Below are 26,093 nucleotides of genomic sequence, written 5' to 3'. Positions count from 1 at the left end.
AAAGCTTGAATCTTGGACAGTTGCCGTCGGCAGCGGACGGTAACTGTCCAAGATCTCCGACCGGGACCGCCGCCGAGCTGCTTTGCCCGGCTCGGCGGCCGGGGCGCCGACGCGCTGGTGCTCGACGACAACGAGCTGGGCGGGCTGGCCTGGACGGCCGCCGGCTACCGACGCCAACCCGAGTGGCGGCGGTGGGTCAAGCCGCTGTCGCCCTGAACCGACCGACCGGCCGGGCCAGTGGCCGGGAATTGGCTGGCGAGGAGCGGGGCGAGCGGCGCTAGCGTGACGAGGGTGTTCACTCTGACCCGCCCTGACGGCTACCAGATCAGCACCGATCCGACCCGGCTCGACCTCGACCGGGTGCACCGCTGGCTCGCGACGGACGCGTACTGGGCGATCGGGCGGGAGCGGGACATCGTCGAGCACGCCTTCGCCGGCTCGATCGGCTTCGGCGTCTACCGGCCCGGCGACGGGCAGCAGGTGGCGGTGGCCCGGGTGGTCACCGACCGGGCCACCTTCGCCTGGCTCTGCGACGTCTACGTGGATCGGGCCGAGCGGGGGCGCGGGCTGGGCAGCTGGCTGGCCGGCGCGGTCCGCGACCACCTGGCCGAGTTGGGCGTACGCCGGATCGTGCTGGCCACGCTCGATGCCCACGAGGTGTACGCCAAGGTGGGCTTCAGCCCGGTCGAGCCGGACCGCTGGATGCAGCTCGACCAGCGGGTGAGCCAGATCACCGGAAAGGAGCAAAACCCCGCTTCACCACTTACCGTGGAGGCGTGAACCAGACCCGCCTCGGTTACCTGTACGGTCTCGGCGCGTACCTGATCTGGGGATTCTTCCCGATCTACCTGAAACTGCTCCGCCCGGCCGGGCCGGTGGAAATCCTCGCCCACCGGATCGTCTGGTCGGTGGTCTTCGTGGCCCTCGTGCTGGCGGCGATGCGCAACATCGGCTTCCTGCGGGCGCTGACCCGGCGGCCCCGGGCACTCGCCGCCGTCGGCGCGGCCGCCGCGTTGATCGCGGTGAACTGGGGCACCTACATCTACGGGGTGAACTCCGACCGGGTGGTGGAAACCGCCCTCGGCTACTTCATCAACCCGCTGGTCATCGTGCTGATCGGGGTCTTCCTGCTGGGCGAGCGCCTGCGCCCGGCGCAGTGGGTGGCGCTCGGCGTGGGCGGTCTCGCCGTGGCGGTGCTGACCATCGACTACGGCCGGCCGCCCTACCTGGCGCTCGTGCTGGCCTTCAGCTTCGCCGGGTACGGCCTGGTCAAGAAGCGGCTGGCGCTGCCCGCCGCGGAGGGACTCTTCGTCGAGTCGGCCGTGCTGGCGCTGCCGGCGCTGGCGTACCTGGGCTGGCTCAGCCGGGACGGCGCGGCGACGTTCGGGCACGTCTCCGCCGGGCACACCGTGCTGCTGGTGCTGGCGGGCGCGGCCACCGCGATCCCGCTGCTGCTCTTCGCCGGGTCGGCGAACCGGCTGCCGCTGTCCACCCTCGGCATGCTGCAGTACGTCGGCCCGATCCTCCAGCTCGGCTGCGGGGTGCTGATCTACCACGAGCCGATGCCGCCGGCCCGGTTGGCCGGATTCGCCCTGGTCTGGCTCGCCCTGCTGGTGTTCACCGCCGACGCGCTCCGCAACGCCCGCCGCACCCGCGCCGCCGCGCGGGCCGCCACCACTCCGGTCCCCGCCCCGACCCACTGATCAGGCGGATCAGCGGACGTCGTAGGCGAGGACGGCGGTGTCGTCGGCGCGCAGCAGTTCGAGGCGGACCAGCTCGCCCCGGGTGAACCGGGTGGCGCCGGTGAACCGCAGGTCGTCGCCGGGAGCGGCCAACCAGGAGCCGACCTGCTCCCTCGCCCCGTCCGGGCCGTACGCCACCAGCCGGAAGGTGTACGCCTCCCGGTCCCCGGCCCGCCGGTCGTAACCGCAGTGCATGGTGACCTCGCTGCCCCAGTCGGCGTTGGCCAGCCCGATCTCGGCGTGCACCGGGACCGGGCCGGCGACCGGGCGCATCGCGGCCATCGGCACCCGCGGGGCCGGCGGGGCGGCCGGGCGGAGCAGGGCCACCCCACCGACCCCGACCAGCACGGCGAGGACGGCCGCGGCGAACGCCGTCAGCGCGTACCGTCGCCGGGACCGTGACCGCTCGCGAAGCCGGCGTTCCCGCGCGCTGTCGAGCAGCGCGGGCACCTGGGAGGTCTCCGTCTCCGAGGGCAGCAACTCCGCCAGGCCGGCCGGGTCGAGCCGCCCCAGCAGGCCGGGCAGCACGGCGAGCTCGGCCACCGCCTCGCGGCAGGCGGCGCAACCGGCCAGGTGCCGCTCGTAGGCGGCTCGTTCGGCGGGAGCGAGGGCACCCAGCACGTACGCGCCGTCGTCGTGCGCGAACTCGCACCGGGTCATTCGGTCACCCCCATCTCGGCCAGCACCAAACGTAGTGAGCGCAGCGCGTAGTGGGTGCGCGACTTCACGGTGCCCGGCGGTACGCCCAGCCGCGCCGCGGCCTCCGCCACCGACCGCCCCTGGTAGAAGCACTCGACCAGCACCTCGCGGTGGGTCGGGCTGAGCCGGTTCAGCGCCTCGGCGACGGTCCACGCCTCCACCGCGCGCTCCGCCTCGTCGACCGTCTCGGGAGGCTCGGGCAGTTCGTCGGTGTAGACCTCACCGATCCGGGCGGACCGGCGCCGCCAGGCGTCGATGGCCAGGTTCCGCGCGGTGGTGAACAGCCAGGCACGGACCGAGCCCCGCTCCGGGTCCAGCGACCCCGGGTGCCGCCAGGCCCGCAGCAACGTCTCCTGCACCAGGTCCTCGGCGCGCGACCGGTCGCCGTCGACCAGCCGGAGAGCGTGCGCGAAGAGCGCGTCGGCGTGTTCGTCGTGCAGCGCGCGCAGCAGTTGGGCGTCGTGGTCGCTGATGGCGGTCTCCTCGCTCCCGTACGGCGAGTCCAGGATGCCTTCCGCCTGTGGATACGTGCCACGCCGCCGATCGGTTCAGCCCGGCCGGCTCGCCGCGCACTTGTTCACATCCGGTTAACGTTCGGGCCGATCGCAGCTCACCGCATCCTGGCAGCCTCCGGCCCATACGCGGGCGGGCGCTCCTCGCGGCCTGCCACCCACGTCCCTACCAGGAGGCCCTTCTGATGAGCGACCGTCCCCGGCTGCTCCCGTTGCTGGGTGCCACTCGCCACGGCAGCCGCGACGCCATGACCTGCCTGTACCGCTGCGGCAACGCCTGCGACCACCCGGTGCCGAACCCGTCGGACAACCCCTACTTCGGGGACCTGGTCGACGCCGAGGTCTCCCGCCGCGGCGTGGTCCGGGCCGGTGCGGTCGGCGCCCTGGTCCTCGGCTTCGGCGGCACCGTCGCCGGCGCCCTGGCCGGCGCGGCCCCGGCCGCCGCCGACCCCGGCAAGGGTGCCGCCAACGGTGCCGCCAACGGCAACGGTGCCGCCAACGGCGCCGCCGGGAACGGCGGCGTGGGCAACGGCGCGCTGACCTTCAAGCCGATCCCGCCGAACCGGCTCGACACCCTGGTCGTCCCGAACGGGTACGACCACGCGGTCGTGATCAAGTGGGGTGACGCGGTCGTCCCGGACGCGCCCGCGTTCAACGTGCACCGCCAGACCGCCGCCGCCCAGTCGATGCAGTTCGGCTACAACAACGACTTCGTCGGTGTGCTGCCGATCGACCGCAAGCGGGCGCTGCTCGTGGTCAACCACGAGTACACCAACGAGGACCTGATGTTCCCCGGCTTCCCCGGCCTGGACAAGCTCTCGGTGGAGCAGCTCCGGGTGGCGATGGCCGCGCACGGCATGTCCGTGGTGGAGCTGGAGCGGGTGGAGAGCACCGGGCAGTGGCGGCCGGTGCGCAACGGTCGGAAGTACAACCGCCGGGTCACCGCGCTGGCCACGAAGTTCGAGCTGACCGGCCCGGCCGCCGGCTCGGCCTGGCTGTGCACCGCCGCCGACCCGAAGGGTCGTACGGTGATCGGCACGCTGAACAACTGTGCCGGCGGGGTGACCCCCTGGGGCACGGTTCTCTCCGGCGAGGAGAACTTCAACCAGTACTTCGTCGGCGGGGACGGCGCGCCGGAGGCGCTGAAGCCGAAGCTGGCCCGGTACGGCATCCCGACCGACGTGCGGTACCCGAGCGGCAGCCGCATGTGGGACCGCGCCGACGAGCGCTTCGACCTGGCCAAGCACCCGAACGAGGCGCACCGGTTCGGCTGGATCGTCGAGATCGACCCGTTCGACCCGGACAGCAAGCCGCGCAAGCACACCGCGCTGGGCCGGGTCAAGCACGAGGGCGCCAACGTCATCGTGGCGAAGGACGGCCGCGTGGTCGCGTACATGGGCGACGACGAGCGGTTCGACTACCTCTACAAGTTCGTCTCGGACAAGAAGTTCATGGAGGGCTCCTCCATGGTGGCCCGCCGGCACAACCTGACCCTGCTGGAGTCCGGCACGCTCTACGTGGCCGCCCTGGAGGGCAACAGCGCCGCCGAGATCGACGGCACCGGCAAGCTCCCCTCGGACGGCGCCTTCAACGGCCGGGGCCGGTGGATCAAGCTGGTCAGCGGCAACAAGTCGTACGTCGACGGGATGACCGCGGCCGACGTGCTCACCTTCACCCGCCTCGCCGGGGACAAGGTCGGCGCGACGAAGATGGACCGGCCGGAGGACGTCGAGCCCAACGAGCTCACCGGCAAGGTGTACGTGGCGCTGACCAACAACACCGACCGGGGCAAGGACGGCAAGGCCGCCGCCGACGAGGCGAACCCGCGCAACGCCAACAAGCACGGGCAGATCCTGGAGCTGGTCGAGGACCGCGGCGACAACACCGCCGAGACCTTCACCTGGTCGCTGCCGATCGTCTGCGGCGACCCGACCGACCCGTCGACCCACTTCGCCGGGTACGACAAGAGCAAGGTCTCGCCGATCTCCTGCCCGGACAACGTCGCCTTCGACGCCACCGGCAACCTCTGGATCGCCACCGACGGCAACGCCCTGGGCAGCAACGACGGCCTCTTCGCCACCGCGCTGGAGGGCCCGGAGCGGGGCCACCTGAAGCAGTTCCTCACCGTGCCGTACGGCGCCGAGACCTGCGGCCCGTTCATCACGAAGGACAACCGCTCGGTCTTCGTGGCGGTGCAGCACCCGGGTGAGATCACCGGCGCGACGGTGGAGAACCCGGCTTCCACCTGGCCGGACGGTGACTTCGCCAAGCCCGGCGTCGTGGTCACCTGGCGCCTCGACGGCAACCCGATCGGCAGCTGACCTCTCCTCCGGGCGGTTCGGCGCTGGACCGCCCCCGAAGGGCCCCTTTCCCCGCCGGGAAGGGGCCCTTCGGCCTCACCGGGTCGCGGCCGTTCCGGGTCCGGCGGACACCCCTCCTCCGTTCCGGGCCCGGCGGGCATCTCTCCGCCGGGCGCCCGACGGGGTCACTGCTCGGTCGCGAGGCCGTCGGCGATCGCCCGAGCAGCGCTGAGCAGCTTCGCCCGGACCACCCGGGCGGAGGTCATCATCTCGCCGGCCGGCAGCGCGCAGGCCAGCACCACCCGGCGCTCGATGTCCTTGTCCGGGGTGACCAGCACGGCGGCGCAGGCCACCCCCTGGCGGAACTGCCCCAGTTCCAACTGCATGCCGCGCCGGTCACCGGCGGCCAGGTCGGCCTCGAACGCCTCGGCCGTGGTCAGGGTGGCGGTGGTGAACGGGCGCATGCCGTACTCGCGCAGGTAGCGGACACGCTGGTCGGCGGTGAGCGTGGCGAGCAGGCTCTTGCCGAGGGCGGTGGCGTGCGCCCCCTCGTCGAAGCCCGGCACCAGGTCCTCCAGGTACGGCGAGCGCGGCCCCTCGGCGACCGCCGTGACGGCCACCTGGCCGCCCACGAAGCGCCCCAGGTAGTGGCTCCAGCCGGTGTCCGCCGCCGCCCGTCGCAGCGACTCGCCGACCGCCGGCGGCCCCCGGAACGCCGTCACCAGTTCCCGGTACCGGTCGGCCACCTCCAACCCGACGATGTACGTCCCGTCCTCGCGCCGGATCACGTAGCCCTCGTAGGCCAGGGTGCGCACCAGGTGGTACGTGGTGGCGACGGTCAGCTCGCACCGACGGGCGATCTGCTTGACGGTGAGTCCCCTCGGCGCACGGCCGACCGACTCAAGCACTCGAAGCGCGCGGGAGACACTTCGGATCAGGTCCGAGGGTTCCGCCAAGGGGTCGCGCACAACCACCTCCGCCGCCGGGGACTTACACCATATGAAAATCAGGGCGAGTGCGAAATGCCTGTTCGGATCGAGGATGCCAGATCACCGGGCACAGTCCGTACTCCGACAGACACGATCAGCTGTCAAACTGTGATCGGCGTAGGTTTGGCCTCACCATGACCGACACCGCCCTGCGTCCCGTACCCCCCGCGTCCCGGTCCGCCATCCGCGTCAGCGCGGGTGCCGTGGTCACCACGATCGCCTGCGTCCTGCCGGTCTTCCTGGTCGGCGGCCTCGCCGTGCAGATGGCCGACGATCTTCGGTTCTCCCCCGCCGGGCTGGGCCTGGCCGTGTCGGTCTACTTCGGGATCAGCGCGCTGGCGTCGGTCCCCTCCGGCGTGCTCGTGGAGCGGTACGGCCCGGCCGTGGTGGCCCGCGCCGGCATCCTGCTCTCCGCCGGCTCGCTGCTGGCCGTGGCGGGGCTGGCCCGGTCGTACCCGGTGCTGGTCGTCCTGCTCGGGCTGAGCGCCGCCGCGAACGCGCTCGGGCAGCTCGCCAGCAACGCCGTGCTGGCCCGGCATGTGCCCGCCCACCGGCAGGGGCTCTCCTTCGGGGTGAAGCAGGCGGCCATCCCGGTCTCCACCCTGCTGGCCGGCGCGGCGGTGCCGGCGATCGCGCTGACCGCCGGCTGGCGCTGGGCGTTCGTGGCCGCCGCCGGGGCGGCGCTGGCCGCGCTGCCGGCCGTACCCCGGGCGGAGGGCGCCCCGGGGCGGCGGTCGGCCGCCGGGCGGGCGGGTGGGGCCAGCCTGGCGCTGGTGGTGGTCGGCCTGGCCGCCACGCTTGCGGCGGCCGCCGCGAACGCCCTGGGCACCTTCGTGGTGGACTCGTCGGCCGGGCGCGGGTTGTCCCCGGCCCTGGCCGGTCTCACCCTGACCCTGGGCAGCGCGGTCTGCGTGGTGGCCCGGGTCGGTGCCGGCTGGCTCGCCGACCGCCGCGAGACCGGGCATGTCGCGCTGATCGCCGGGATGCTGGTGGTCGGCGCGGTCGGGCTGGCCCTGCTGGCCCTGGCCGGCACCGGGCCGCTGGTGGCCGGCGTGGTGCTCGGCTTCGGGCTCGGCTGGGCCTGGCCCGGGCTGGTGAACTTCGCGGTGGTCAAGCTCCACCCGCAGGCCCCGGCCGCCGCCACCTCGATCACCCAGACCGGGGTGTACGCGGGCGGCTGCCTCGGCCCGCTGGGTCTCGGCGCCGTCGCCGGCCAGCTCGGTTACCCGACCATGTGGGGGACGGCGGCGGCCGCCATGCTGCTGGCCGCCCTCCTCATGCTCGCCGCCAGCCGCCTGCTGCCCCGCCCCACGGCCCCACTCACCGCCCCAACCCGATGATCATGAGGTGGTTACCCCTGCCCCGGCATGTCATGGCAACAACCTCATGATCACGCCTCGGGGCCGGGGGGGTCAGCTGGTGCGGTCGGCTATGTAGTCGCAGAGGGATTCGAGGGCGTGGCGGGCCGGGTTCGCGGGCAGCGGGGCTAGCCGGGCGCGGGCATCCTCGGCGTAGCCGCGGACCGTCTCCCGGGCACGCTTGAGCGCGGGCGACTCCCGGAGCAGGCCGAGCGCCTCGGCGTGCAGGGCATCGTCGACCAGCGCACCGGTGGCCAGGATCTCCCGCAGCCGCACCGAGGCGGCGTCGGAGTCGTCCGAGGCGAGCGCGTAGAGCACCGGCAGGGTCGGTACGCCCTCCCGCAGGTCGGTGCCGGGCGTCTTGCCGGACTGCCCCGACTCGGAGGCGATGTCGAGCAGGTCGTCGGAGAGCTGGAAGGCCATCCCGATGGTCTCGCCGTACCCGGCCAGGGCCTCGGTGTGCTCGGCGGAGGCGCCGGCGAACAGGCCGCCGAAGCGGGTCGAGGTGGCGATCAACGAACCGGTCTTCTCCGCGATGACGTGGAGGTAGTGCGCCACCGGGTCGGCGTCGCGCGGGCCGACCGTCTCGGCGATCTGCCCGTGCACCAGCCGGGCGAAGGTGCGCGCCTGCAGGCGTACGGCCTCGGGGCCGAGTTCGGCCGAGAGGTCCGCGGCCCGGGCGAAGAGGTAGTCACCGACCAGGATCGCCACCGAGTTGGTCCAGCGGGAGTTGGCGCTCGGGGCGCCCCGCCGCACGGCCGCCTCGTCCATCACGTCATCGTGATAGAGCGTCGCCAGGTGAGTGAGCTCCATCACCACCGCGGCCGGCACGACCCGCGCGTCGGCCGGGTCACCGAACTGGGCGCCCAGCGCCACCAGCAGCGGGCGGAACCGCTTCCCGCCGGCCTCGAGCAGGTGCCGGGCCGCCTCGGTGACGAGCGGGTCGGCGCTCGCCACACTGGACCGCAACTCGTTCTCGACCTGCTCAAGCAGGCCCAGCACGGACGCCTCGACGCGCGGGTCGGCAAGGTGCAGGCCGAGCGCGCCGAACTGACCCGTGCTATCCGGCCCCCGACGACCGCCGGAGCCGGTGACACCTGAACGCTCGCCAGCCGGAATCACCACGCCTTCCACCATGCCACACCCGTTCGACCTGCCCGGAAAGGGGATACGGACCGGGGGCCGGTACGCCACCGCGTACCGGCCCCCGGGGGAAGAACCACTGTCATCGCACGAATTCGGCGGCCCCGTTGGCCAGGTCGAGCAGCGGTGCCGGGGCGACGCCCAGCGCCAGCGTGGCCAGCACGCCGATGACCAGGGCCGCCGAGGTGAGCGCACCCGGGATGGCGACGGTCGGGGTCGCCTCGCCCGGCTCGGAGAGCCACATCATCACCACGACCCGCAGGTACGGGAAGGCCAGCACCATGCTGGTCAGCACGCCGGCGATCACCAGCCAGGTCTGGTTCGCGTCCAGCGCCGGCGCGAAGATCGCGAACTTGCTGGTGAACCCGCTGGTCAGCGGAATACCGGCGAAGGCCAGCAGGATGAAGGTGAAGACCGCGGCGAAGAACGGCGACCGGCGGCCCAGCCCGGCCCAGCGGGACAGGTGGGTGGCCTCCCCGTCGGCGTCCCGGACCAGGGTCACCACGGCGAACGCGGCGAGCACCGAGAAGCCGTACGCGACCAGGTAGAACATCGTGCCGGAGAGCCCGTCCTTGCTCGGCGCCAGCACGCCCACCAGCAGGTAGCCGGCGTTCGCGATCGACGAGTAGGCCAGCAGCCGCTTGATGTCGGTCTGGGTGACCGCCAGGACCGCGCCGACCAGCATGGTCAGCACCGCCAGCACGCCGAGCACCGGGGTGAAGTCCCAGGCGGCTCCGGCGAAGGCGACGTGGAAGACCCGCAGCAGGGCGCCGAAGGCGGCGACCTTGGTGCAGGCGGCCATGAAGCCGGTCACCGGGGTCGGAGCGCCCTGGTAGACGTCCGGCGTCCAGACGTGGAACGGCGCGGCGGCCGCCTTGAAGAGCAGGCCGATGGCGAGCAGCGCCATGCCGGCGAAGAGCAGCACCGGGCTGGACGAGGAGTCGCCGACCGCGGCGTGCACGGTGGCGAAGTCGACGCCGGCCGACCGGCCCGGGGTGCCCGAGGTGAAGCCGTAGATCAGCGCCACGCCGAACAGGAAGAACGCCGAGGCGTACGCGCCGAGCATGAAGTACTTCAGCGCGGCCTCCTGGCTCAACAGCCGCCGGCGGCGAGCCAGCGCGCAGAGCAGGTAGAGCGGCAGCGAGAAGACCTCGAGCGCGATGAACATGGTCAGCAGGTCGTTCGCCGCCACGAAGATCAGCATGCCGCCGATCGCGAACGTGGTCAGCGGGTACACCTCGGTGGTGCCGCCGGCCCGCTCGGCCTGCCGCCGGTCGTCGGCCGAGTCGGCGGTGACCGCGGCGTGGGCCACGAAGGCCCCACCCCGCTCCACCGCCCGCTCACCGATCAGCAGCAGCGCCATCGCGGCCAGGATGAGGATCGCACCCTGCAGGAAGAGCGTCGGCCCGTCCACCGCGATGGCCTGCCCGGCGGTGATCAGCCGGTCGTCGGCGTTGAGGATCACCATCGTCAGCGCGGCGAACACCGCTGCCAGGGCGAGCAGCAGCTGCACCGGGTTACGCAGGCGCCGCGGCACGAACGCCTCGACCAGGACGCCGACCAGGGCCGCGCCCAGCATGATCAGGATCGGAGCGAGCGCCGCATAGTCGATCGACGGCAACTTCAACTCGGTCATTTTGCGGCCTCCTGGACGCTACCGACCGTCGGGGCGGGGTCGGTCCGACCGACGTCCTGCATGGTCGCCTTGACGGCGGGGTTGATGACATCGGTGACCGGCTTCGGATAGAAGCCGAGCAGCACGATGAGCGCGATCAGCGGGGCGACCACGATCTTCTCGCGCAGGCTGAGGTCACGGCGCATGCCGTCCACCTCGGTCAGGGCCGGGTTGAGGGTGCCCTGGGTGGTGCGCTGGATCATCCACAGCACGTACGCCGCGGCCAGGATGATGCCGAGCGTGGCGATCACCGCGGCCGGCTTGTTGGTGGTGAACGTGCCGATCAGCACCAGGAACTCGGAGACGAACGGTGCCGTGCCGGGCAGCGCCAGCGAGGCGAGACCGGCGAAGAAGAGCACCCCGGCCAGCACCGGCACCAGCTTGCCCGCGCCACCGAAGTCGCTGATCAACGCCGAGCCGCGGCGGGCGATCAGCATGCCCACCACCAGGAAGAGCAGACCGGTGGCCAGACCGTGGTTGAGCATGTAGAGCACCGCGCCGGTGCCGGCCTGGGTGGTGAAGGCGAAGATGCCGACCCCGATGAAGCCGAAGTGCGCGATCGAGGTGTACGACACCAGCCGCTTGAGGTCGTTCTGCCCGACCGCCAGCAGTGCGGCGTAGATGATGCCGATCAGGCCCAGCGCCAGCGCCCACGGAGCGAACCACTTCGACGCCTCGGGGAAGAGCGGCAGGCAGTACCGCAGGATCCCGAAGGTGCCGACCTTGTCCAGCACGCCGACCAGCAGCGCCGCCGCGCCGGCCGGGGCCGCGCCACCGGCGTCCGGCAGCCAGGTGTGGAAGGGGAAGAACGGCGCCTTGATCGCGAACGCGAGGAAGAAGCCGAGGAAGAGCCAGCGGGCGGTGTTGACGTCGAGGTCCGCCTGAACCAGCGCCTGCCAGTCGAAGGTCTTCCCACCGACCACCCAGAGGCCGATCACCGCGGCCAGCATGAACAGGCCGCCGACCAGCGAGTAGAGGAAGAACTTGACCGCCGCGTACTGCCGCTGGTGGCCGCCGTAGCTGCCGATGAGGAAGTACATCGGCACCAGCATGACCTCGAAGAACACGTAGAACAGGAAGACGTCGGCGGCGGCGAAGACGCCGATCATCGTGCACTCGAGGATGAGCAGCAGCGCGAAGTAGACCGGCACCGACCGCTTGGACGACTCGGCGTCGTGCCAGGAGGCCAGGATCACCAGCGGCACCAGGATCGCGATCAGCATCAGCATGACGAGCGCGATGCCGTCGGCCGCGAAGGTGAAGCTGGCACCCCAGCGCGGGATCCACTCGTACGACTCGCGGAACTGGAACCGGTCACCGTCGGCCTGGAAGGCGATCCACATGACCACCGAGAGCACCAGGACCAGCAGCGACCAGCCGAACGCCACCAGTTTGGCCAGGTCCGGCCGACGCCGCGGCAACAGGGCCACGACCAGGGCGCCGACCAGCGGTGCCACGGTCAGCACCGAGAGGAACGGGAAGTTGGACATTATTCGGCCTTACCTCCGTCGTGACTGCGTGGCCCGCCGGCGGGGGCGGCCGCGTTGAGGTCGATCACGCCAGCCACCCCGCCTGCACCGCCAGGAACGCCGCCACCACGAGCAGCGCGCCGGCCATGATCGAGGTCGCGTACGACCGCACGAAACCGGTCTGCAGCCGCCGGAGCCGGCCCGAGCCCCCGCCCACCGCGGCGGCCAGGCCGTTGACCAGCCCGTCGACGCCCCGGTTGTCGAGGAAGACCAACGCCCGGGTGAGGAAGATGCCCGGCTTCTCGAAGACCGCCTCGTTGAAGGCGTCCGTGTAGAGGTTCCGGCGGGCGGCGGTGACCAGCACCCCGGCCGGCTGCGGCTCGGTGGCCGTGCCGCCGCGGAACAGCATCCAGGCCAGCCCGGCGCCCAGCACGGTGACCAGCAGCGAGAGCACGGTGATCAGCCAGTGCGCGAGAACGGGCTCGTGCTCCACGTGCTCGCCGCCCAGGCCGGCGGTGGCGGTCAGCCAGTCCGGCACCGAGCTCTTCATCAGGAAGCCGGCCGCGATCGAGCCGATCGCCAGCAGGATCAGCGGGACGGTCATCAGCCGCGGCGACTCGTGCGGGTGCTCGATCTCCTCGGTCCACCGCTTCGGGCCGTGGAAGGTGAGCACGAAGAGCCGGGTCATGTAGAAGGCGGTCAACCCGGCGCCGAGCAGCGCGGCACCGCCGAAGAGCCAGGCGGTCCAGTCCTCCCGCTCGAACGCGGCCGCGATGATCGGCTCCTTGGAGAAGAAGCCGGAGAGCGGCGGGATGCCGATGATGGCCAGCCAGCCCATCATGAAGGTCAGCCAGGTGATCTTCATGTGCTTCGACAGCGCGCCGAAGCGGCGGATGTCCACCTGGTCGTTCATGCCGTGCATGACCGAGCCGGCGCCGAGGAACATGTTGGCCTTGAAGAAGCCGTGCGCCAGCAGGTGCACGATGGCCAGCGCGTACGCGCCGCCGCCCAGGCCGACGCCGAGGAACATGTAGCCGATCTGGCTCACCGTCGACCAGGCCAGCACCCGCTTGATGTCGTCCTTGGCCGCGCCGATGAGGCAGCCCATCAACAGGGTGACCGCGCCGACGCTGACCACCACGAGCTGGAGCGTGGTGTTGGCGGAGAAGATCGGGTTGGACCGGGCGATCAGGTAGACGCCCGCGGTGACCATGGTGGCCGCGTGGATGAGCGCGGAGACCGGGGTCGGGCCCTCCATCGCGTCCGGCAGCCACGCCTGGAGCGGGAACTGGCCGGACTTGCCGGCCGCGCCGAGGAGCAGCAGCACACCGAGCACCAGCACCGTGGTCGCGCCCAGCGAGCCGACCCCGTTGAAGACCTGGTCGTACTGGGTGCTGCCGAGGGTGGCGAACATGACGAAGATGCCGATGGCCAGGCCGGCGTCGCCGACCCGGTTCATCAGGAACGCCTTCTTACCGGCGGTGGCCGCGCTCGGCCGGCCGTACCAGAAGGAGATCAGCAGGTACGACGCCAGACCGACGCCCTCCCAGCCGAAGTAGAGCATCACGTAGTTGTTGCCGAGCACCAGCAGCAGCATCGCGGCGACGAAGAGGTTGAAGTACCCGAAGAACCGTCGCCGGCCCTCGTCGTGCGCCATGTACTCGACCGCGTAGAGGTGGATCAGGAAGCCCACCCCGGTGATCAGCAGAACGAATACCGCGGCCAGCGGGTCGAAGAGCAGGCCGAAGTCCACCTTGAGGTCGCCGACCGTGATGAACTGCCAGAGGCTCAGCTGGACCTGCTTGTTCTCCAGGCCGCGGAGCTGGAGGAAGTAGGTCAGGCCGAGCACGAAGGCGGCGCCGATCGCGCCGACCCCCAGCCAGTGGCCCCAGCGGTCCGCCCGCTTGCCGAGCAGCAGCAGGATCGCCGCGCTGACCAGCGGGATCGCCACCAGCAGCCAGACGCTGCCGAGCAGGCCGTCCGCCGAAGCGAAGGAGACGGCGTCCGCCGGGGCAGCCGAAGCATTCATCAGAATCTCATCCACCGGTGGACCCCTCAGTACTTCAGCAGGTTGGCGTCGTCGACGCTCGCCGAGCGCCGAGTCCGGAAGATCGACATGATGATCGCGAGCCCGACCACGACCTCGGCCGCCGCCACCACCATCACGAAGAACGCCATGATCTGGCCGTTCAGGTCGCCGTTGATCCGGCTGAAGGTGACCAGCGTCAGGTTGGCCGCGTTGAGCATCAGCTCGACGCACATGAACAGCACGATCGCGTTACGCCGGACGAGCACGCCGACGGCGCCGATGGTGAACAGCACCGCCGCGAGGATCAGGTAGTAGTCCGGGGTCATTTCTCCGTCCCCTTCAGAGAGGTCTCGTCCGCGGTCAGCTCCCGAACCGGCAGGATCTCGGAGATGCTGCGGTCGGTCAGCCGGCCGTCGGGCAGGCGGGCCGGGGTGGCCACCGAGCTCGAGGTCGCGAAGACGCCCGGCCCAGGCTTCGGGCCGGGATAGTTGCCGGGGCGGAACCGGGCCTTCATCGTGGCGACCTGGTCCATCCGGTCCTCCTTGCGCCGCTCGACGTGCGCCAGCACCATCGCGCCGACGGCCGCCGTGATCAGCAGCGCGGAGGTCAGCTCGAAGGCGAAGACGTACTTGGTGAAGAGCAGCCGGGCGATGCCCTGGACGTTGCCGTCGGCGTTGGCCTTGTCCAGACCGACCGCCTGGACGCCCACCATGGCCCGGGAGAGGCCGCTGCCCACCAGGCCGGCGAAGCCGAGGCCGAGCACCACGGCGGCGACCCGCTGCCCGCGCAGGGTCTCGATCAGCGAGTCCTTGGAGTCCCGGCCGACCAGCATCAGCACGAACAGGAAGAGCATCATGATCGCGCCGGTGTAGACGATGATCTGCACCATGCCGATGAACGGCCCGGCCTGCAGGACGTAGAACACGCCCAGGCAGAGCATGGTCAGCACCAGCCAGAGCGCCGAGTGCACCGCGTTGCGCGCCCACACCATGCCGATCGCGCCGACCAGCGCCAGCGGCGCGAGGATCCAGAAGGTCACCGCCTCGCCACCGGAGACCGAGGCCGCCTCGGCGAGCACCGTCTGCGTGGTCATGCCGTGTCTCCCTTGCCAGCCGCGGCCGGGCTCATCGGCGAACGCTCGGCGCCGGCCGAGGTGCCCGGATTGGTCAGCGAGCCGACGTAGTAGTCCTTCTCGCTGTCGCCCAGCCGCATCGGGTGCGGCGGCTGCTCCATGCCGGGCAGCAGCGGCGCGAGCAGCTGCTCCTTCGTGAAGATCAGATCCTGCCGGCTGTCCCGGGCCAGCTCGTACTCGTTGCTCATGGTGAGCGAACGGGTCGGGCAGGCCTCGATGCAGAGCCCGCAGAAGATGCACCGGGCGTAGTTGATCTGGTAGACGCTGGCGTACCGCTCACCCGGGGAGAAGCGCTCCTCCTCGGTGTTGTCGCCACCCTCGACGTAGATCGCGTCCGCCGGGCAGGCCCAGGCGCACAGCTCGCAGCCGATGCACTTCTCCAGGCCGTCCGGGTGCCGGTTGAGGATGTGCCGCCCGTGGTAGCGCGGCGCCGACACCGGCGGCTTGAACGGGTAGTCGGTGGTGACGACCTTCCTGAACATGTGCGAGAAGGTGACCCCGAAGCCCTTGAACGTTCCGGTGATCGTGCCCACGTCACACCTCCCTGCTGGGGTCCGAGCCGGCGACCACGTTGGCCGGCTCCCGCTCGGCGACCACGCGCACGGTGCGCGGGCTCGGTGGTACCTGAAGATCCATCGGGGGCAGCGGGAAGCTGCCGTGCGGACGGCTGTTGACCTGCTCCTGGACCGTCGGCTTCGGCTCCTTCTTCCTGGTCGGCCAGAAGAGCGTGGCCAACAGCAGCACGCCCGCGCCGATGCCGGTGGCGAGCAGCCGGTCCTTGGTCTGCCAGTCCTCGATCGAGCGCAGCCCGCTCAGCACCAGGATCCAGACCAGGTTGATCGGCAGCAGGACCTTCCAGCCGAAGCGCATGAACTGGTCGTACCGGAGCCGGGGCAGGGTGCCCCGCAGCCAGACGAAGACGAAGACCAAGAGGATCACCTTGCCGAAGAACCAGAGCATCGGCCACCAACCCGAGTTGGCGCCCGCCCACATGGTGATCGGCCAGGGGGCCCGCCAGCCGCCGAGGAACAGCGTGGTGGTGACCGCGGACATGGTCACCATCGCGACGTACTCGGAGAGCATGAAGAGCGCGAACCGCAGCGAGCTGTACTCGGTCATGTAGCCCGCGACCAGCTCCGACTCCGCCTCGGGCAGGTCGAACGGCGCCCGGTTGGTCTCACCGACGGTGGCGATGAAGAAGATGATGAAGCTGGGCAGCAGCAGGATCGCGTACCAGCCGGGGGCCTGGAGGTCGGCCCCGAAGAGGTTCAGCCGGGTGCCGTGCGCCTGTTCGTGGACGATCCCGCTGGTGGACATCGTGCCGGCGGTCATGAACACCGCCACGATGCTCAGCCCCATCGCGACCTCGTACGAGATCATCTGGGCGGTGGACCGGAGACCACCGAGCAGCGGATAGGTCGAGCCGGAGGCCCAACCGCCGAGCACGATGCCGTAGATGCCCATCGAGGAGCAGGCCAGCAGCACCAGCACCGCCACCGACACGTCGGTGACCTGCAGCGGCGTCCAGTGGCCGAAGATGCTGACCATCGGGCCGAACGGCACCACCGACAGCGAGGTGACCGCGCAGACCACCGAGATGGTCGGGGCGAAGAAGAAGACGACCTTGTCGGCGGTCCTCGGGAGGATGTCCTCCTTGAAGGCCATCTTCAGACCGTCGGCGAGCGTCTGCAGCAGGCCGAACGGGCCGACCTGGTTGGGTCCGGGCCGGACCTGCATGTAGCCGACGACCCGCCGCTCGAACCAGACGCCGAGCAGCGTGGCCAGCACGGCGAAGACGAACGCGAAGACGATCTTGATCAGGACCAGCCACCACGGGTCGTGGCCGAAGTCGGCCAGCGACGGGTCCTGCGCGGCCAGGATGACCGGGCTCATTGCACACCCCCTGCGTTGAGGAGCGGACCCGGGCCGTCAGCCGCGTCCGAGGCGACACGTCCGGCCGGGACGGCCACACCGCCGAGCGCGCCGGCGGAGACCTGTACGACCTCGCCGGCCGTCGCGCCGAGGCTGCGCCGGACGGTCGAGCCGGGTGAGTTGGTCGGCAGCCAGACCACACCGTCCGGCATCTCGGTGATCGCCGCCGGCAGGGTGACCGCGCCGCGGTCCGTGCCCACGGTCACCGGGTCGCCGTCGGTGACACCGATCGCCTCGGCGGTGCCCTTGCCCAGCCGGACCACCGGCGGACGGGCGGTGCCGGCGAGATGCTCGTCGCCGTCGGTGAGGGTGCCCAGGTCGATCAGCTGATGCCAGGTGGCCAGGACCGCCTGACCCGCGCCCGGCTGCGGCACGGCGGTCGGCTCGACCATCGGCGCGGCCGGACGGTCGACCCGGGTCGGCGGCAGCGCGCCCAGCTCCCGGCGGACGCCGGCCACGTCACCGGTGCCGAGCCGGACGTCGAGCTGCGCGGCCAGCGCGTCGAGCACCCGGCCGTCGCTCATCGCCGCGGTCTCCAACACCTTCTCGAAGGTGCGCAGCCGGCCCTCCCAGTCCAGGAAGCTGCCGGCCTTCTCGACCACCGGGGCGACCGGGAAGACCACGTCCGCCCGGCGGGCCACGGCGCTCATCCGCAGCTCCAGGCTGACCAGGAACGGCACCGCGTCCAGGGCCTGCTCGGCCAGGCGCGGGTCGGCCAGGTCGGACGGGTCCACGCCGGCCACCACGAGGGCGCCGAGTTGGCCACCGGCCGCCGCCCCGAGGATGCCGTCGGTGTCCCGGCCGGCCTGGCTCGGGATCACCCCGGCCGCGATGTCCCACGCCTCGCCCAGCTCGGCGCGGGCGGCCGGCTCGGTGACCGGACGGCCACCGGGGAGCAGGTTGGGCAGGCAGCCCGCGTCGACCGCGCCGCGGTCACCCGCGCGCCGCGGCACCCAGGCCAGCTTCGCACCGGTACGCCGGGCGACGTCCGCCGCCGCGGAGAGCCCGCCCGGCACCGCGCCCAGCCGCTCGCCGACGATCAGGATCGCCCCCGGCCGGCTCAGCGCCTCGGCCACCGTGGCGTGCTCGGCCAGCACGCTGGCCTCCTCGCCCGGCACCACCCGGGCCAGCTTGGCCCCGAGCTTCTCCAGGCCGCGCGTGGCGAACGGCGCGATCGCGTACACGGCGAGCTTGTTCTTCAGGTGCGCCTTGCGCAGCCGCAGGAAGAGGATGGGGCACTCCTCCTCCGGCTCCAGCCCGACCAGCACCACCGCCGGCGCGTTCTCCACGTCCGCGTAGGTCACGTCGGTGACTCCGGCGACCCGGCTGGCCAGGAAGTCGGCCTCCTCGCGGGAGACCGGGCGGGCCCGGAAGTCGATGTCGTTGGTGTGCAGCGCGACCCGGGCGAACTTCGCGTACGCGTACGCGTCCTCGACGGTCAGCCGGCCACCGGTCAGCACCGCCGTGCCCGAACCGCCGTCGCGGGCGGCGCGCAGCCCCTCGGCGGCCCGGGTCAGCGCCTCGCTCCAGGACGCCTCGCGCAGCTCACCGGTCCGGTCGTCGCGGACCAGCGGGGTGGTGAGCCGGTCGGACGCGCGGGTGTACTGGAAGCCCCAACGGCCCTTGTCGCAGTTCCACTCCTCGTTCACCGCCGGGTCGTCGCCGGCCAGCCGGCGCAGCACCTTGCCGCGCCGCCAGTCGGTGCGCTGGGCGCAGCCGGCCGAGCAGTGCTCGCAGACGCTCGGGGTGGAGACCAGGTCGAACGGGCGGGCCCGGAACCGGTACTGCGCGCCGGTCAGCGCACCCACCGGACAGATCTGCACCGTGTTACCGGAGAAGTACGAGTTGAACGGGACGTCCCCGCTGTCCTCGCCGGACTCCGCGCCGTACGCGTCGTCCCGGTAGATGTTGATCTCCTCGGCGGACGAGCGGTTCATCAGGTCGATGAACTTGTCGCCGGCGATCTCCTCGGAGAACCGGGTGCAACGCTGGCAGAGCACGCAGCGCTCGCGGTCGAGCAGCACCTGGCTGCTGATCGGCAGCGGCTTCGGGTACTCCCGCTTGTGCTCGTGGAAGCGGGAGTCCGTGCGGCCGGTGGACATCGCCTGGTTCTGCAGCGGGCACTCGCCGCCCTTGTCACACATCGGGCAGTCCAGGGGGTGGTTGAGGAGCAGCAGCTCCATCACCCCCTCCTGGGCCTTCTTGGCGACCGGCGAGGTGAGCTGGGTACGGACCACCATGCCCTCGGCCACCGTCTGGGTACAGGAGGCGACCGGCTTGCGCTGGCCCTCCACCTCCACCAGGCACTGCCGGCAGGCGCCGGCCGGGGCCAGCAGCGGGTGGTCGCAGAACCGCGGGATCTCGGTGCCCAACTGCTCGGCGACCCGGATCAGCAGCGTCCCCTTGGGCGCGGTGACCTGGACGCCGTCGATGGTGAGGGTGACGGTCTCGGTCTGCTTGGCTACATCGGTCATCAGTGGGCTCCCACCAGCTGCTTCTCGGAGAGCTTCGGCGCGGTACGTCCCTCGATGTAGTCGAGGTAGTCCTGCTTGAAGTACTGCAGTGACGAGGTCACCGAGCTGGTCGCACCGTCACCCAGACCGCAGAACGAGCGGCCGAGGATGTTGTCGCAGGTGTCGAGCAGGGTGTCCAGGTCCTCGTGGGTGCCCTGGCCGGCGAGGATCCGCCGGTAGACCCGGACCATCCAGTAGTTGCCCTCGCGGCACGGGGTGCACTTGCCGCACGACTCGTGGTGGTAGAACTCCAGCCACCGGTAGGTCGCGTACACCGGGCAGTCCTGGTCGGAGAAGATCTGCGTGGCCGTGGTGCCCAGGATCGAGCCGGCCGCCGCCACCCCCTCGAAGTCCAGCGGCACGTCCAGGTGCTCGGCGGTGAGCAGCGGGGTGGACGAGCCTCCCGGGGTCCAGAACCGCAGGTTGTGTCCGGGCTGCATCCCGCCGGCCAGCTCGATCAGCTCGCGCAGGGTGATCCCCATCGAGCACTCGTACTGGCCCGGGTTGGCGATCCGGCCGGAGAGCGAGTAGATCATCGGGCCGGAGGACTTCTCCGTACCCATGGTCTTCCACCAGTCCGGGCCGCCCAGCACGATGTACGGCACGCTGGCGATGGTGCCGACGTTGTTGACCACGGTCGGGCTGGCGTAGAGGCCGTGGGTCGCCGGGAACGGCGGGCGCAGCCGGGGCTGGCCCCGGAAGCCCTCCAGCGAGTCCAGCAGCGCGGTCTCCTCGCCGCAGATGTACGCCCCGGCGCCGGAGTGCACCACCAGCTCCAGGTCGAACCCGCTGCCGAGGATGTTCCGCCCGAGGTAGCCCTTGGCCTGCGCCTCCCGCACGGCGTTGCGCAGCCGGCGGGCGGCGTGCACCGCCTCACCGCGGATGTAGATGTACGCGCGGTTGGCCCGGATCGCGTACGAGGCGATGATCACGCCCTCGACCAGCGCGTGCGGGTCGTGGGTCATCAGCGGCAGGTCCTTGCAGGTGCCCGGCTCGCCCTCGTCGGCGTTCACCACCAGGTAGTGCGGCTTGCCGTCGCCCTGCGGGATGAACCCCCACTTGAGGCCGGTCGGGAAGCCCGCGCCGCCGCGCCCACGCAGCCCGGAGTCCTTGATCAGCTGGATCAGGTCGTCCGGGTGCGCCTTGAGCGCCTTGCGCAGGGCGGCGTAGCCGTCCAGCTTCTCGTAGGTGCCGATGCGCCAGGCGTCCGGCGACAGCCAGCGCTTGGTCAGCACCGGCGTCAGCTTGGCCAGCGTCTCCGGCCGAGGCGTCGTCACTTCTGAGCCTCCGCTTCCTTGCTGCGGATCGGGGTGTTCGGGTCGAACCCCGGCACCGAGATGCCGTGCTCCTCAGCCAGTCGTACGCCGCGCAGGGTCGACTCGCCCGGCCCGCCGTCGGCGACGGCGCCCTCCCGCTCGTCGGCGAAGCCGGCGAGCTGGACGGCCATCTCCTTCAGCGTGCAGAGCCGCGCGCCCCGGGTCGGCATCGGCCGGCCCCCGGCCCGCAGCTCCTCGACCACGCCGAGCGCGCCCTGCGGGTCGACCTTGTCGAAGAAGTCGTAGTTGACCGTCATCACCGGGCCGTAGTCGCACGCCGCCAGGCACTCGGCGTGCTCCAGGGTGATCTTCCCGTCCTCGGTGGTCTCGTCGTGCCCGACGCCCAGGTGTTCCGAGAGGGTGTCGTAGACCTCCTGGCCGCCCAGCACGTTGCACATCGTGTTGGTGCAGACGCTGACCAGGAAATCACCGGTCGGCTTGCGCTTGTACATGGTGTAGAAGGTGGCCACCGCGCCGACCTGGGCCTTGTTCAGGCCGAGCACCTCGGCGCAGAACTCGACACCGGCCGGGGAGACGTACCCCTCCTCGGACTGGACCAGGTGCAGCAGCGGCAGCAGCGCCGAGCGGGACCGATCCGCCGGGTACCGGGCGATGATCTCCCGCGCCCGGGCCCGGGTTTCTTCCGTAAAGACACTCATCGGTCACAACCACCCATCACGGGGTCCAGCGAGGCGCCACCGGCGATCACGTCGGCGATCAGGCCACCCTCGGCCATCGCCGGGAGCGCCTGGAGGTTGATGAAGCTCGGCTCCCGGTAGTGCACCCGGTACGGCCGGGTACCGCCGTCGGAGACCGCATGCACGCCCAGCTCGCCGCGGGGCGACTCGATGCCGACGTACACCTGGCCCGGCGGGACCCGGAAGCCCTCGGTGACGAGCTTGAAGTGGTGGATCAGCGACTCCATCGACTGGCCCATGATCTTGGCGACATGCTCCAGCGAGTTGCCCATGCCGTCGACGCCGATGGCGAGCTGCGCCGGCCAGGCGATCTTCTTGTCGGAGACCATCACCGGGCCGCGCTTGGCGAGCCGGTCCACCGCCTGCTCGACCAGCTTCAGCGACTCGCGGATCTCGGCCAGCCGGACCAGGTAGCGGCCCCAGACATCGCCGTCGGTGTGGGTCGGGACGTCGAACTCGTACGTCTCGTAGCCGCAGTACGGCATGGTCTTGCGCAGGTCCCAGGCGAGACCGGCGGAGCGCAGCACCGGGCCGGTGACGCCGAGCGCCAGGCAGCCGGTCACGTCGAGTACCGCCACGTTCTTGGTGCGCTCGGTCCAGATCGGCTGGCCGGAGAGGAGGTCCTCGTACTCCTTGAGCTTCTTCGGCATCATCTTGAGGAAGTTCCGGATCTTGACGATCGCGTCGTCCGGGACGTCCTGCGCGACCCCGCCCGGCCGCACGTACGCGTGGTTCATGCGCAGGCCGGTGATGGTCTCGAAGATGTCGAGGATGTACTCCCGCTCGCGGAAGCCGTACAGCATGATCGAGATCGCGCCCAGCTCCATGCCGGTGGTGGCCAGCCAGACCAGGTGCGAGGAGATCCGGTTGAGCTCCATCATCAGCACCCGGATGGTGTTGGCCCGCTCGGTCACGTCGTCGGTGATGCCGAGCAGCTTCTCCACCGCCAGCGCGTACGCCGTCTCGTTGAACAGCGGGGAGAGGTAGTCCATCCGGGTCACGAAGGTCGAGCCCTGGACCCAGGTGCGGTATTCGAGGTTCTTCTCGATGCCGGTGTGCAGGTAGCCGACGACCGAGCGGCACTCGCGGACCGTCTCGCCCTCCAGCTCCAGGACCAGCCGGAGCACGCCGTGGGTGGACGGGTGCTGCGGACCCATGTTGACGACGATCCGCTCGTCGTTGATCGGGTCGGTGCCGGAGACGACCGTGTCCCAGTCCCCACCGGTGACGGTGAAGACCTTGCCCTCGGTGGTCTCGCGCTCGGTCGCGTAGTTCGACGTCGTCACTGGTACGACCTCCGCTTGTCCGGCGGCGGGATCTCCGCGCCCTTGTACTCGACGGGCACACCGCCGAGGGGGTAGTCCTTGCGCTGCGGGTGCCCCTCCCAGTCGTCCGGCATGAGGATCCGGGTCAGGTTGGGGTGGCCGTCGAAGACGATGCCGAACATGTCGTACGTCTCCCGCTCCTGCCAGTCGGCGGTCGGGTAGACGCTGGTGACGCTCGGCAGGTGCGGCTCCTCGGCGGGGACCGCGGCCTCCAGCCGGATCCGACGCCGGTAGGTCATCGAGGTGAGCTGGTAGACCACGTGCAGCCGGCGCTCGGCCGCGCCCAGGTAGTCCACGCCGGACACCGACGAGCAGAGCTCGAAGCGCAGCGCCAGGTCGTCGCGCATCACCTGGCAGACCTCGACGATCCGCTCCGGGCGGACGTGCAGGGTCAGCTCGCCCCGGTCGACCACGACCTTCTCGATCGCGTCGTCGAAGTCGGGGTACGCCTCCTCCAGCGCGTCCCGGACCTCGTCGAAGTAGCCGCCGTACGGCCGGGGGCTCTCCTCCATCGGCTTGCGCGGGCGGACCAGGCCGCCGTAGCCGGAGACGTCACCGCTGCCGTGCACGCCGAACATGCCACGGCCGGCGGGGCTGGCCGGCGGGTGCTCGGCCGGGGCACCGCTGGTGGCCCCCGCCGGGGTCACCGGCACCGGCACGCCCCCGTTGTTGGTCCTGTCGTCAGTTGCGCTCACTTCGGGCCCCCGTGCGGGTGGAGGTGGTTCTGGGCCTTCATCCAGTTCTCGATCCGCAACTGCTCCTCGCGCCCCTCGCGGACCGCCGTGGTCCACTCGGCACGCCGGGCCTTGTCATTGCGGTACGACGACGGCATCGAGCCGTACGGCACCACAGACACGTCACCGCGCTCCTTGCGGGCCTCCAGCATCTTGCGGCCGTTCGGGCCCAGCGGCTCGTACATGATCTTCTCGCGGAGCTTGAGCACCGCGTCGATGAGCATCTCGGGCCGGGGCGGGCAGCCCGGGAGGTACATGTCGACCGGGACGACGTGGTCGACGCCCTGCACGATGGCGTAGTTGTTGAACATGCCGCCGCTGCTGGCGCAGACGCCCATCGACAGCACCCAGCGGGGCTCGGCCATCTGGTCGTAGATCTGGCGCAGGACCGGGGCCATCTTCTGGCTCACCCGGCCGGCCACGATCATCAGGTCCGCCTGCCGGGGCGAGGCCCGGAAGACCTCCATGCCCCAACGGCCCATGTCGTAGTGCGGGCCGCCCGCCGCCATCATCTCGATGGCACAGCAGGCCAGGCCGAAGGTGGCGCCCCAGACGGACGACTTCCGCGACCAGTTGACCAGCTTCTCGACGGTGGTGAGCAGGACGCCGGAGGGAAGCTTCTCCTCGATGCCCATCTGCGTACCTCCCTCAGTCCCAGTCCAGGCCGCCGCGCCGCCAGACGTAGGCGTAGGCGACGAAGACCGCGACGATGAACATGACCATCTCCACGAAGCCGAAGATCGGCAGGGCGTCGAAGGAAACCGCCCAGGGGTAGAGGAAGATGATCTCGATGTCGAAGACGATGAAGAGCATCGCCGTCAGGTAGAACTTGATCGGGAACCGGCCGCCGCCGACCGGCTGCGGGCTCGGCTCGATGCCGCACTCGTACGCCTCGAGCTTGGCCTTGTTCAGACGCCGGGGACCGGCGAATCGGGCAGCGGCCACGGAGAACAGCGCGAACCCCGCGGCGAGGGCGAACAGCCCGATGATCGGTGCGTAAGGCGAGAGCGTCATCGTTGTCTCCTGCTCGTCCTTCCCTGACCTCGGTCGTTGGCGAAAATCACACTATTCACGTCCCTCGTGACCTCGGCCGGCGGGGTCGATCTCTGTCCGTTTCCGGGGCTGCGCCGCCCCGGAAACGGGTGGTCTACACGGCTGGTGCCACCTTCGTCATCGCGTTGATGACCCGGTCCATCGCGTCCCCGCCCCGCGGGTCGGTCAGGTTGGCCAGCAGCTTGAGCACGAAGCGCATCAGCATCGGGTGCGGCATGCCGTGCTTGGTGGCCATCCGCATGACCTCCGGCCGGCCGATCAGCTTCACGAAGATCCCGCCGAGCCGGTAGTAGCCGCCGAAGCGGGCCTTCAGCTCCTGCGGGTACGCCTGCAGCGCCCGCTCCCGCTCGGCGCCGGCGGACCGGGCGAGCGCCTGCACCGCCACCTCGGCGGCCAGCTCGCCGGACTCCATCGCGTACGCGATGCCCTCGCCGTTGAACGGGTTGACCATGCCGCCGGAGTCGCCGACCAGCAGCACCCCGCGGGTGTAGTGCGGCACCCGGTTGAAGCCCATCGGCAGCGCGGCGCCCGAGATCGGCCCCTCCGCGTTGGTCTCGTCGGTCATCCCCCACTCCTCGGGGGTGTTGGCCAGCCATTCGGTGAGCAGCCGCCGGTAGTTGGTCTTACCGAACGCCGAGGAGGAGTTGAGGATGCCCAGGCCGGCGTTGACCCGCCCGTCACCCAGGCCGAAGATCCAGCCGTAGCCGGGGAGCAGGTCGTCGCTGTTCTTGCCGCGCAGTTCCAGCCACGACTCGAGGTAGTCGTCCTGGTGCTTGGCGGGCGAGCGGTAGTAGCGGCGGACCGCCACGCCGATCGGCCGGTCCTCCCGCTTGGCCAGGCCGAGGGCGAGCGGGAAGCGGCCGGAGACGCCGTCCGCGGCGACCACCAGCGGGGCGTGGAAGGCGGCCGGCTCCTTCTCCGGGCCCACCTCGGCCTGCACACCGATCACCCGGTCGTCGGCGTCGAGCACCGGACCGATTACGTTCACGCTGGTCAGCAGCTTCGCCCCGGCGGCGACGGCCTGCCGGGCGAGCAGGTCGTCGAAGTCGAGCCGGGTCCGGACCAAGCCGTAGTTGGGGAAGCTGGCCAGTTCGGGCCAGTCCAGTTCCAGGCGGACCCCGCCGCCGATCACCCGGAGGCCCTTGTTGTGCAGCCAGCCGGCCTCGGGCGAGGTGTCCACACCCATCCGGACGAGCTGTCGGACGGCGCGCGGGGTGAGCCCGTCGCCGCAGACCTTCTCCCGGGGAAACTCGGTCTTCTCGAGCAGCAGCACGCGTACGCCGTGCCGCGCCAGGTGGTACGCGGTTGCCGATCCTCCGGGACCGGCGCCCACGACGATCACGTCGGCGTCGTTCTCCACCGCGGTCATCTGCGCCTCCTCCCGCAAGCTCGTGAAATGCTTCACAAGCCGATCGGGTTGGAGTCTATGACCGGTGTTACACCGGTAACTGGTGAGGGGTACCTAACTTCGCGA

General features: G+C 71.0%; 22 protein-coding genes and 1 pseudogene. 4 read left to right on the top strand and 19 right to left on the bottom strand.

Going from position 1 to position 26,093, the window contains the following annotated elements; all coding sequences use genetic code 11:
* The first annotated feature begins 291 nt into the window (after positions 1 to 291).
* Both ACIRG9_RS11755 and rarD read left to right on the top strand, forming a co-directional pair.
* Positions 292 to 780 carry a GNAT family N-acetyltransferase gene (locus ACIRG9_RS11755; protein ID WP_402853861.1) on the top strand — a complete coding sequence of 163 codons (489 nt, stop codon included), beginning with the start codon at positions 292 to 294 and terminating at the stop codon, positions 778 to 780.
* Positions 777 to 1,703 carry an EamA family transporter RarD gene (gene rarD, locus ACIRG9_RS11750; RefSeq protein ID WP_402853858.1) on the top strand — a complete coding sequence of 309 codons (927 nt, stop codon included), beginning with the start codon at positions 777 to 779 and terminating at the stop codon, positions 1,701 to 1,703. The genes ACIRG9_RS11755 and rarD overlap by 4 nt, the downstream gene beginning before the upstream one ends.
* A gap of 9 nt (positions 1,704 to 1,712) precedes the next feature.
* On the opposite strand, the gene ACIRG9_RS11745 is transcribed toward rarD, so the two are convergent.
* Both ACIRG9_RS11745 and ACIRG9_RS11740 read right to left on the bottom strand, forming a co-directional pair.
* On the bottom strand, positions 1,713 to 2,402 hold the full coding sequence (locus tag ACIRG9_RS11745) for an anti-sigma factor family protein (RefSeq protein WP_402853855.1): 690 nt from the start codon (positions 2,400 to 2,402) through the stop codon (positions 1,713 to 1,715).
* Positions 2,399 to 2,893: a sigma-70 family RNA polymerase sigma factor gene (locus tag ACIRG9_RS11740; RefSeq protein WP_402854267.1), complete on the bottom strand. Its 495-nt coding sequence runs from the start codon at positions 2,891 to 2,893 to the stop codon at positions 2,399 to 2,401. Before ACIRG9_RS11740 ends, ACIRG9_RS11745 begins: the two co-directional genes overlap by 4 nt.
* Before the next feature lie 245 nt (positions 2,894 to 3,138).
* Here ACIRG9_RS11740 and ACIRG9_RS11735 point away from each other — a divergent pair, with 245 nt between their 5' ends.
* The gene (locus tag ACIRG9_RS11735; protein ID WP_402853852.1) at positions 3,139 to 5,274 is read left to right on the top strand and encodes a PhoX family protein; all 2,136 of its coding nucleotides are present in this window, start codon (positions 3,139 to 3,141) and stop codon (positions 5,272 to 5,274) included.
* A gap of 164 nt (positions 5,275 to 5,438) precedes the next feature.
* On the opposite strand, the gene ACIRG9_RS11730 is transcribed toward ACIRG9_RS11735, so the two are convergent.
* Complete coding sequence (locus ACIRG9_RS11730) at positions 5,439 to 6,221, bottom strand: IclR family transcriptional regulator (RefSeq protein ID WP_402853849.1); 783 nt, start codon at positions 6,219 to 6,221, stop codon at positions 5,439 to 5,441.
* Between the two features lie 155 nt (positions 6,222 to 6,376).
* Here ACIRG9_RS11730 and ACIRG9_RS11725 point away from each other — a divergent pair, with 155 nt between their 5' ends.
* The gene (locus ACIRG9_RS11725) at positions 6,377 to 7,582 is read left to right on the top strand and encodes an MFS transporter (RefSeq protein WP_402853846.1); all 1,206 of its coding nucleotides are present in this window, start codon (positions 6,377 to 6,379) and stop codon (positions 7,580 to 7,582) included.
* A 72-nt stretch (positions 7,583 to 7,654) separates the two neighbouring features.
* Here ACIRG9_RS11725 and ACIRG9_RS11720 read toward each other — a convergent pair whose 3' ends face one another.
* From ACIRG9_RS11720 to ACIRG9_RS11645, 16 genes and pseudogenes are all read right to left on the bottom strand, one after another.
* Positions 7,655 to 8,737 carry a polyprenyl synthetase family protein gene (locus ACIRG9_RS11720; protein WP_402853843.1) on the bottom strand — a complete coding sequence of 361 codons (1,083 nt, stop codon included), beginning with the start codon at positions 8,735 to 8,737 and terminating at the stop codon, positions 7,655 to 7,657.
* A gap of 88 nt (positions 8,738 to 8,825) precedes the next feature.
* Positions 8,826 to 10,379 carry an NADH-quinone oxidoreductase subunit NuoN gene (nuoN, locus tag ACIRG9_RS11715; protein WP_402853840.1) on the bottom strand — a complete coding sequence of 518 codons (1,554 nt, stop codon included), beginning with the start codon at positions 10,377 to 10,379 and terminating at the stop codon, positions 8,826 to 8,828.
* Positions 10,376 to 11,908, bottom strand: a complete 1,533-nt coding sequence (locus tag ACIRG9_RS11710; protein WP_402853837.1) for an NADH-quinone oxidoreductase subunit M — start codon at positions 11,906 to 11,908, stop codon at positions 10,376 to 10,378. The genes nuoN and ACIRG9_RS11710 overlap by 4 nt, the downstream gene beginning before the upstream one ends.
* 64 nt (positions 11,909 to 11,972) lie before the next feature.
* Positions 11,973 to 13,916 carry an NADH-quinone oxidoreductase subunit L gene (gene nuoL, locus ACIRG9_RS11705; RefSeq protein ID WP_402853834.1) on the bottom strand — a complete coding sequence of 648 codons (1,944 nt, stop codon included), beginning with the start codon at positions 13,914 to 13,916 and terminating at the stop codon, positions 11,973 to 11,975.
* Between the two features lie 26 nt (positions 13,917 to 13,942).
* The gene (gene nuoK / locus ACIRG9_RS11700; RefSeq protein WP_088959269.1) at positions 13,943 to 14,242 is read right to left on the bottom strand and encodes an NADH-quinone oxidoreductase subunit NuoK; all 300 of its coding nucleotides are present in this window, start codon (positions 14,240 to 14,242) and stop codon (positions 13,943 to 13,945) included.
* Positions 14,239 to 15,009, bottom strand: coding sequence for an NADH-quinone oxidoreductase subunit J (locus tag ACIRG9_RS11695; protein WP_402853832.1), 771 nt, complete (start codon positions 15,007 to 15,009; stop codon positions 14,239 to 14,241). Before ACIRG9_RS11695 ends, nuoK begins: the two co-directional genes overlap by 4 nt.
* Positions 15,006 to 15,581 carry an NADH-quinone oxidoreductase subunit NuoI gene (gene nuoI, locus ACIRG9_RS11690; RefSeq protein ID WP_402853829.1) on the bottom strand — a complete coding sequence of 192 codons (576 nt, stop codon included), beginning with the start codon at positions 15,579 to 15,581 and terminating at the stop codon, positions 15,006 to 15,008. The genes ACIRG9_RS11695 and nuoI overlap by 4 nt, the downstream gene beginning before the upstream one ends.
* Before the next feature lies 1 nt (position 15,582).
* Positions 15,583 to 16,941: an NADH-quinone oxidoreductase subunit NuoH gene (gene nuoH / locus ACIRG9_RS11685; protein ID WP_402853826.1), complete on the bottom strand. Its 1,359-nt coding sequence runs from the start codon at positions 16,939 to 16,941 to the stop codon at positions 15,583 to 15,585.
* Positions 16,938 to 19,454, bottom strand: coding sequence for an NADH-quinone oxidoreductase subunit G (locus ACIRG9_RS11680; RefSeq protein WP_402853823.1), 2,517 nt, complete (start codon positions 19,452 to 19,454; stop codon positions 16,938 to 16,940). The genes nuoH and ACIRG9_RS11680 overlap by 4 nt, the downstream gene beginning before the upstream one ends.
* On the bottom strand, positions 19,454 to 20,770 hold the full coding sequence (gene nuoF / locus ACIRG9_RS11675) for an NADH-quinone oxidoreductase subunit NuoF (protein WP_402853820.1): 1,317 nt from the start codon (positions 20,768 to 20,770) through the stop codon (positions 19,454 to 19,456). Before nuoF ends, ACIRG9_RS11680 begins: the two co-directional genes overlap by 1 nt.
* A pseudogene (nuoE, locus tag ACIRG9_RS11670) lies at positions 20,770 to 21,468 on the bottom strand (NADH-quinone oxidoreductase subunit NuoE); the annotation flags it as partial. The pseudogene nuoE and the gene nuoF, both read right to left, overlap by 1 nt.
* A complete protein-coding gene (locus tag ACIRG9_RS11665) occupies positions 21,465 to 22,793 on the bottom strand; it encodes an NADH-quinone oxidoreductase subunit D (protein ID WP_402853817.1) in 1,329 nt (442 codons plus the stop codon). The gene ACIRG9_RS11665 and the pseudogene nuoE, both read right to left, overlap by 4 nt.
* Positions 22,790 to 23,527, bottom strand: a complete 738-nt coding sequence (locus ACIRG9_RS11660; protein WP_402853814.1) for an NADH-quinone oxidoreductase subunit C — start codon at positions 23,525 to 23,527, stop codon at positions 22,790 to 22,792. The genes ACIRG9_RS11665 and ACIRG9_RS11660 overlap by 4 nt, the downstream gene beginning before the upstream one ends.
* Positions 23,524 to 24,201 (bottom strand): NuoB/complex I 20 kDa subunit family protein, encoded by a 678-nt coding sequence (locus ACIRG9_RS11655; RefSeq protein WP_402853811.1) that lies wholly within the window; start codon positions 24,199 to 24,201, stop codon positions 23,524 to 23,526. The genes ACIRG9_RS11660 and ACIRG9_RS11655 overlap by 4 nt, the downstream gene beginning before the upstream one ends.
* A gap of 13 nt (positions 24,202 to 24,214) precedes the next feature.
* A complete protein-coding gene (locus tag ACIRG9_RS11650; protein ID WP_089154551.1) occupies positions 24,215 to 24,580 on the bottom strand; it encodes an NADH-quinone oxidoreductase subunit A in 366 nt (121 codons plus the stop codon).
* 133 nt (positions 24,581 to 24,713) lie between these two features.
* Entirely contained in the window at positions 24,714 to 25,988 is a 1,275-nt protein-coding gene (locus ACIRG9_RS11645) for a geranylgeranyl reductase family protein (RefSeq protein WP_402853807.1), read from the bottom strand.
* Positions 25,989 to 26,093 lie beyond the last annotated feature (105 nt).

It is taken from the genome of Micromonospora sp. NPDC093277, assembly GCF_044765245.1.
In the GTDB taxonomy this organism is placed as follows: domain Bacteria; phylum Actinomycetota; class Actinomycetes; order Mycobacteriales; family Micromonosporaceae; genus Micromonospora.
The sequence above is the reverse complement of the archived record's forward strand: the minus strand, read 5'-3'. Positions and strand labels throughout refer to the sequence as shown.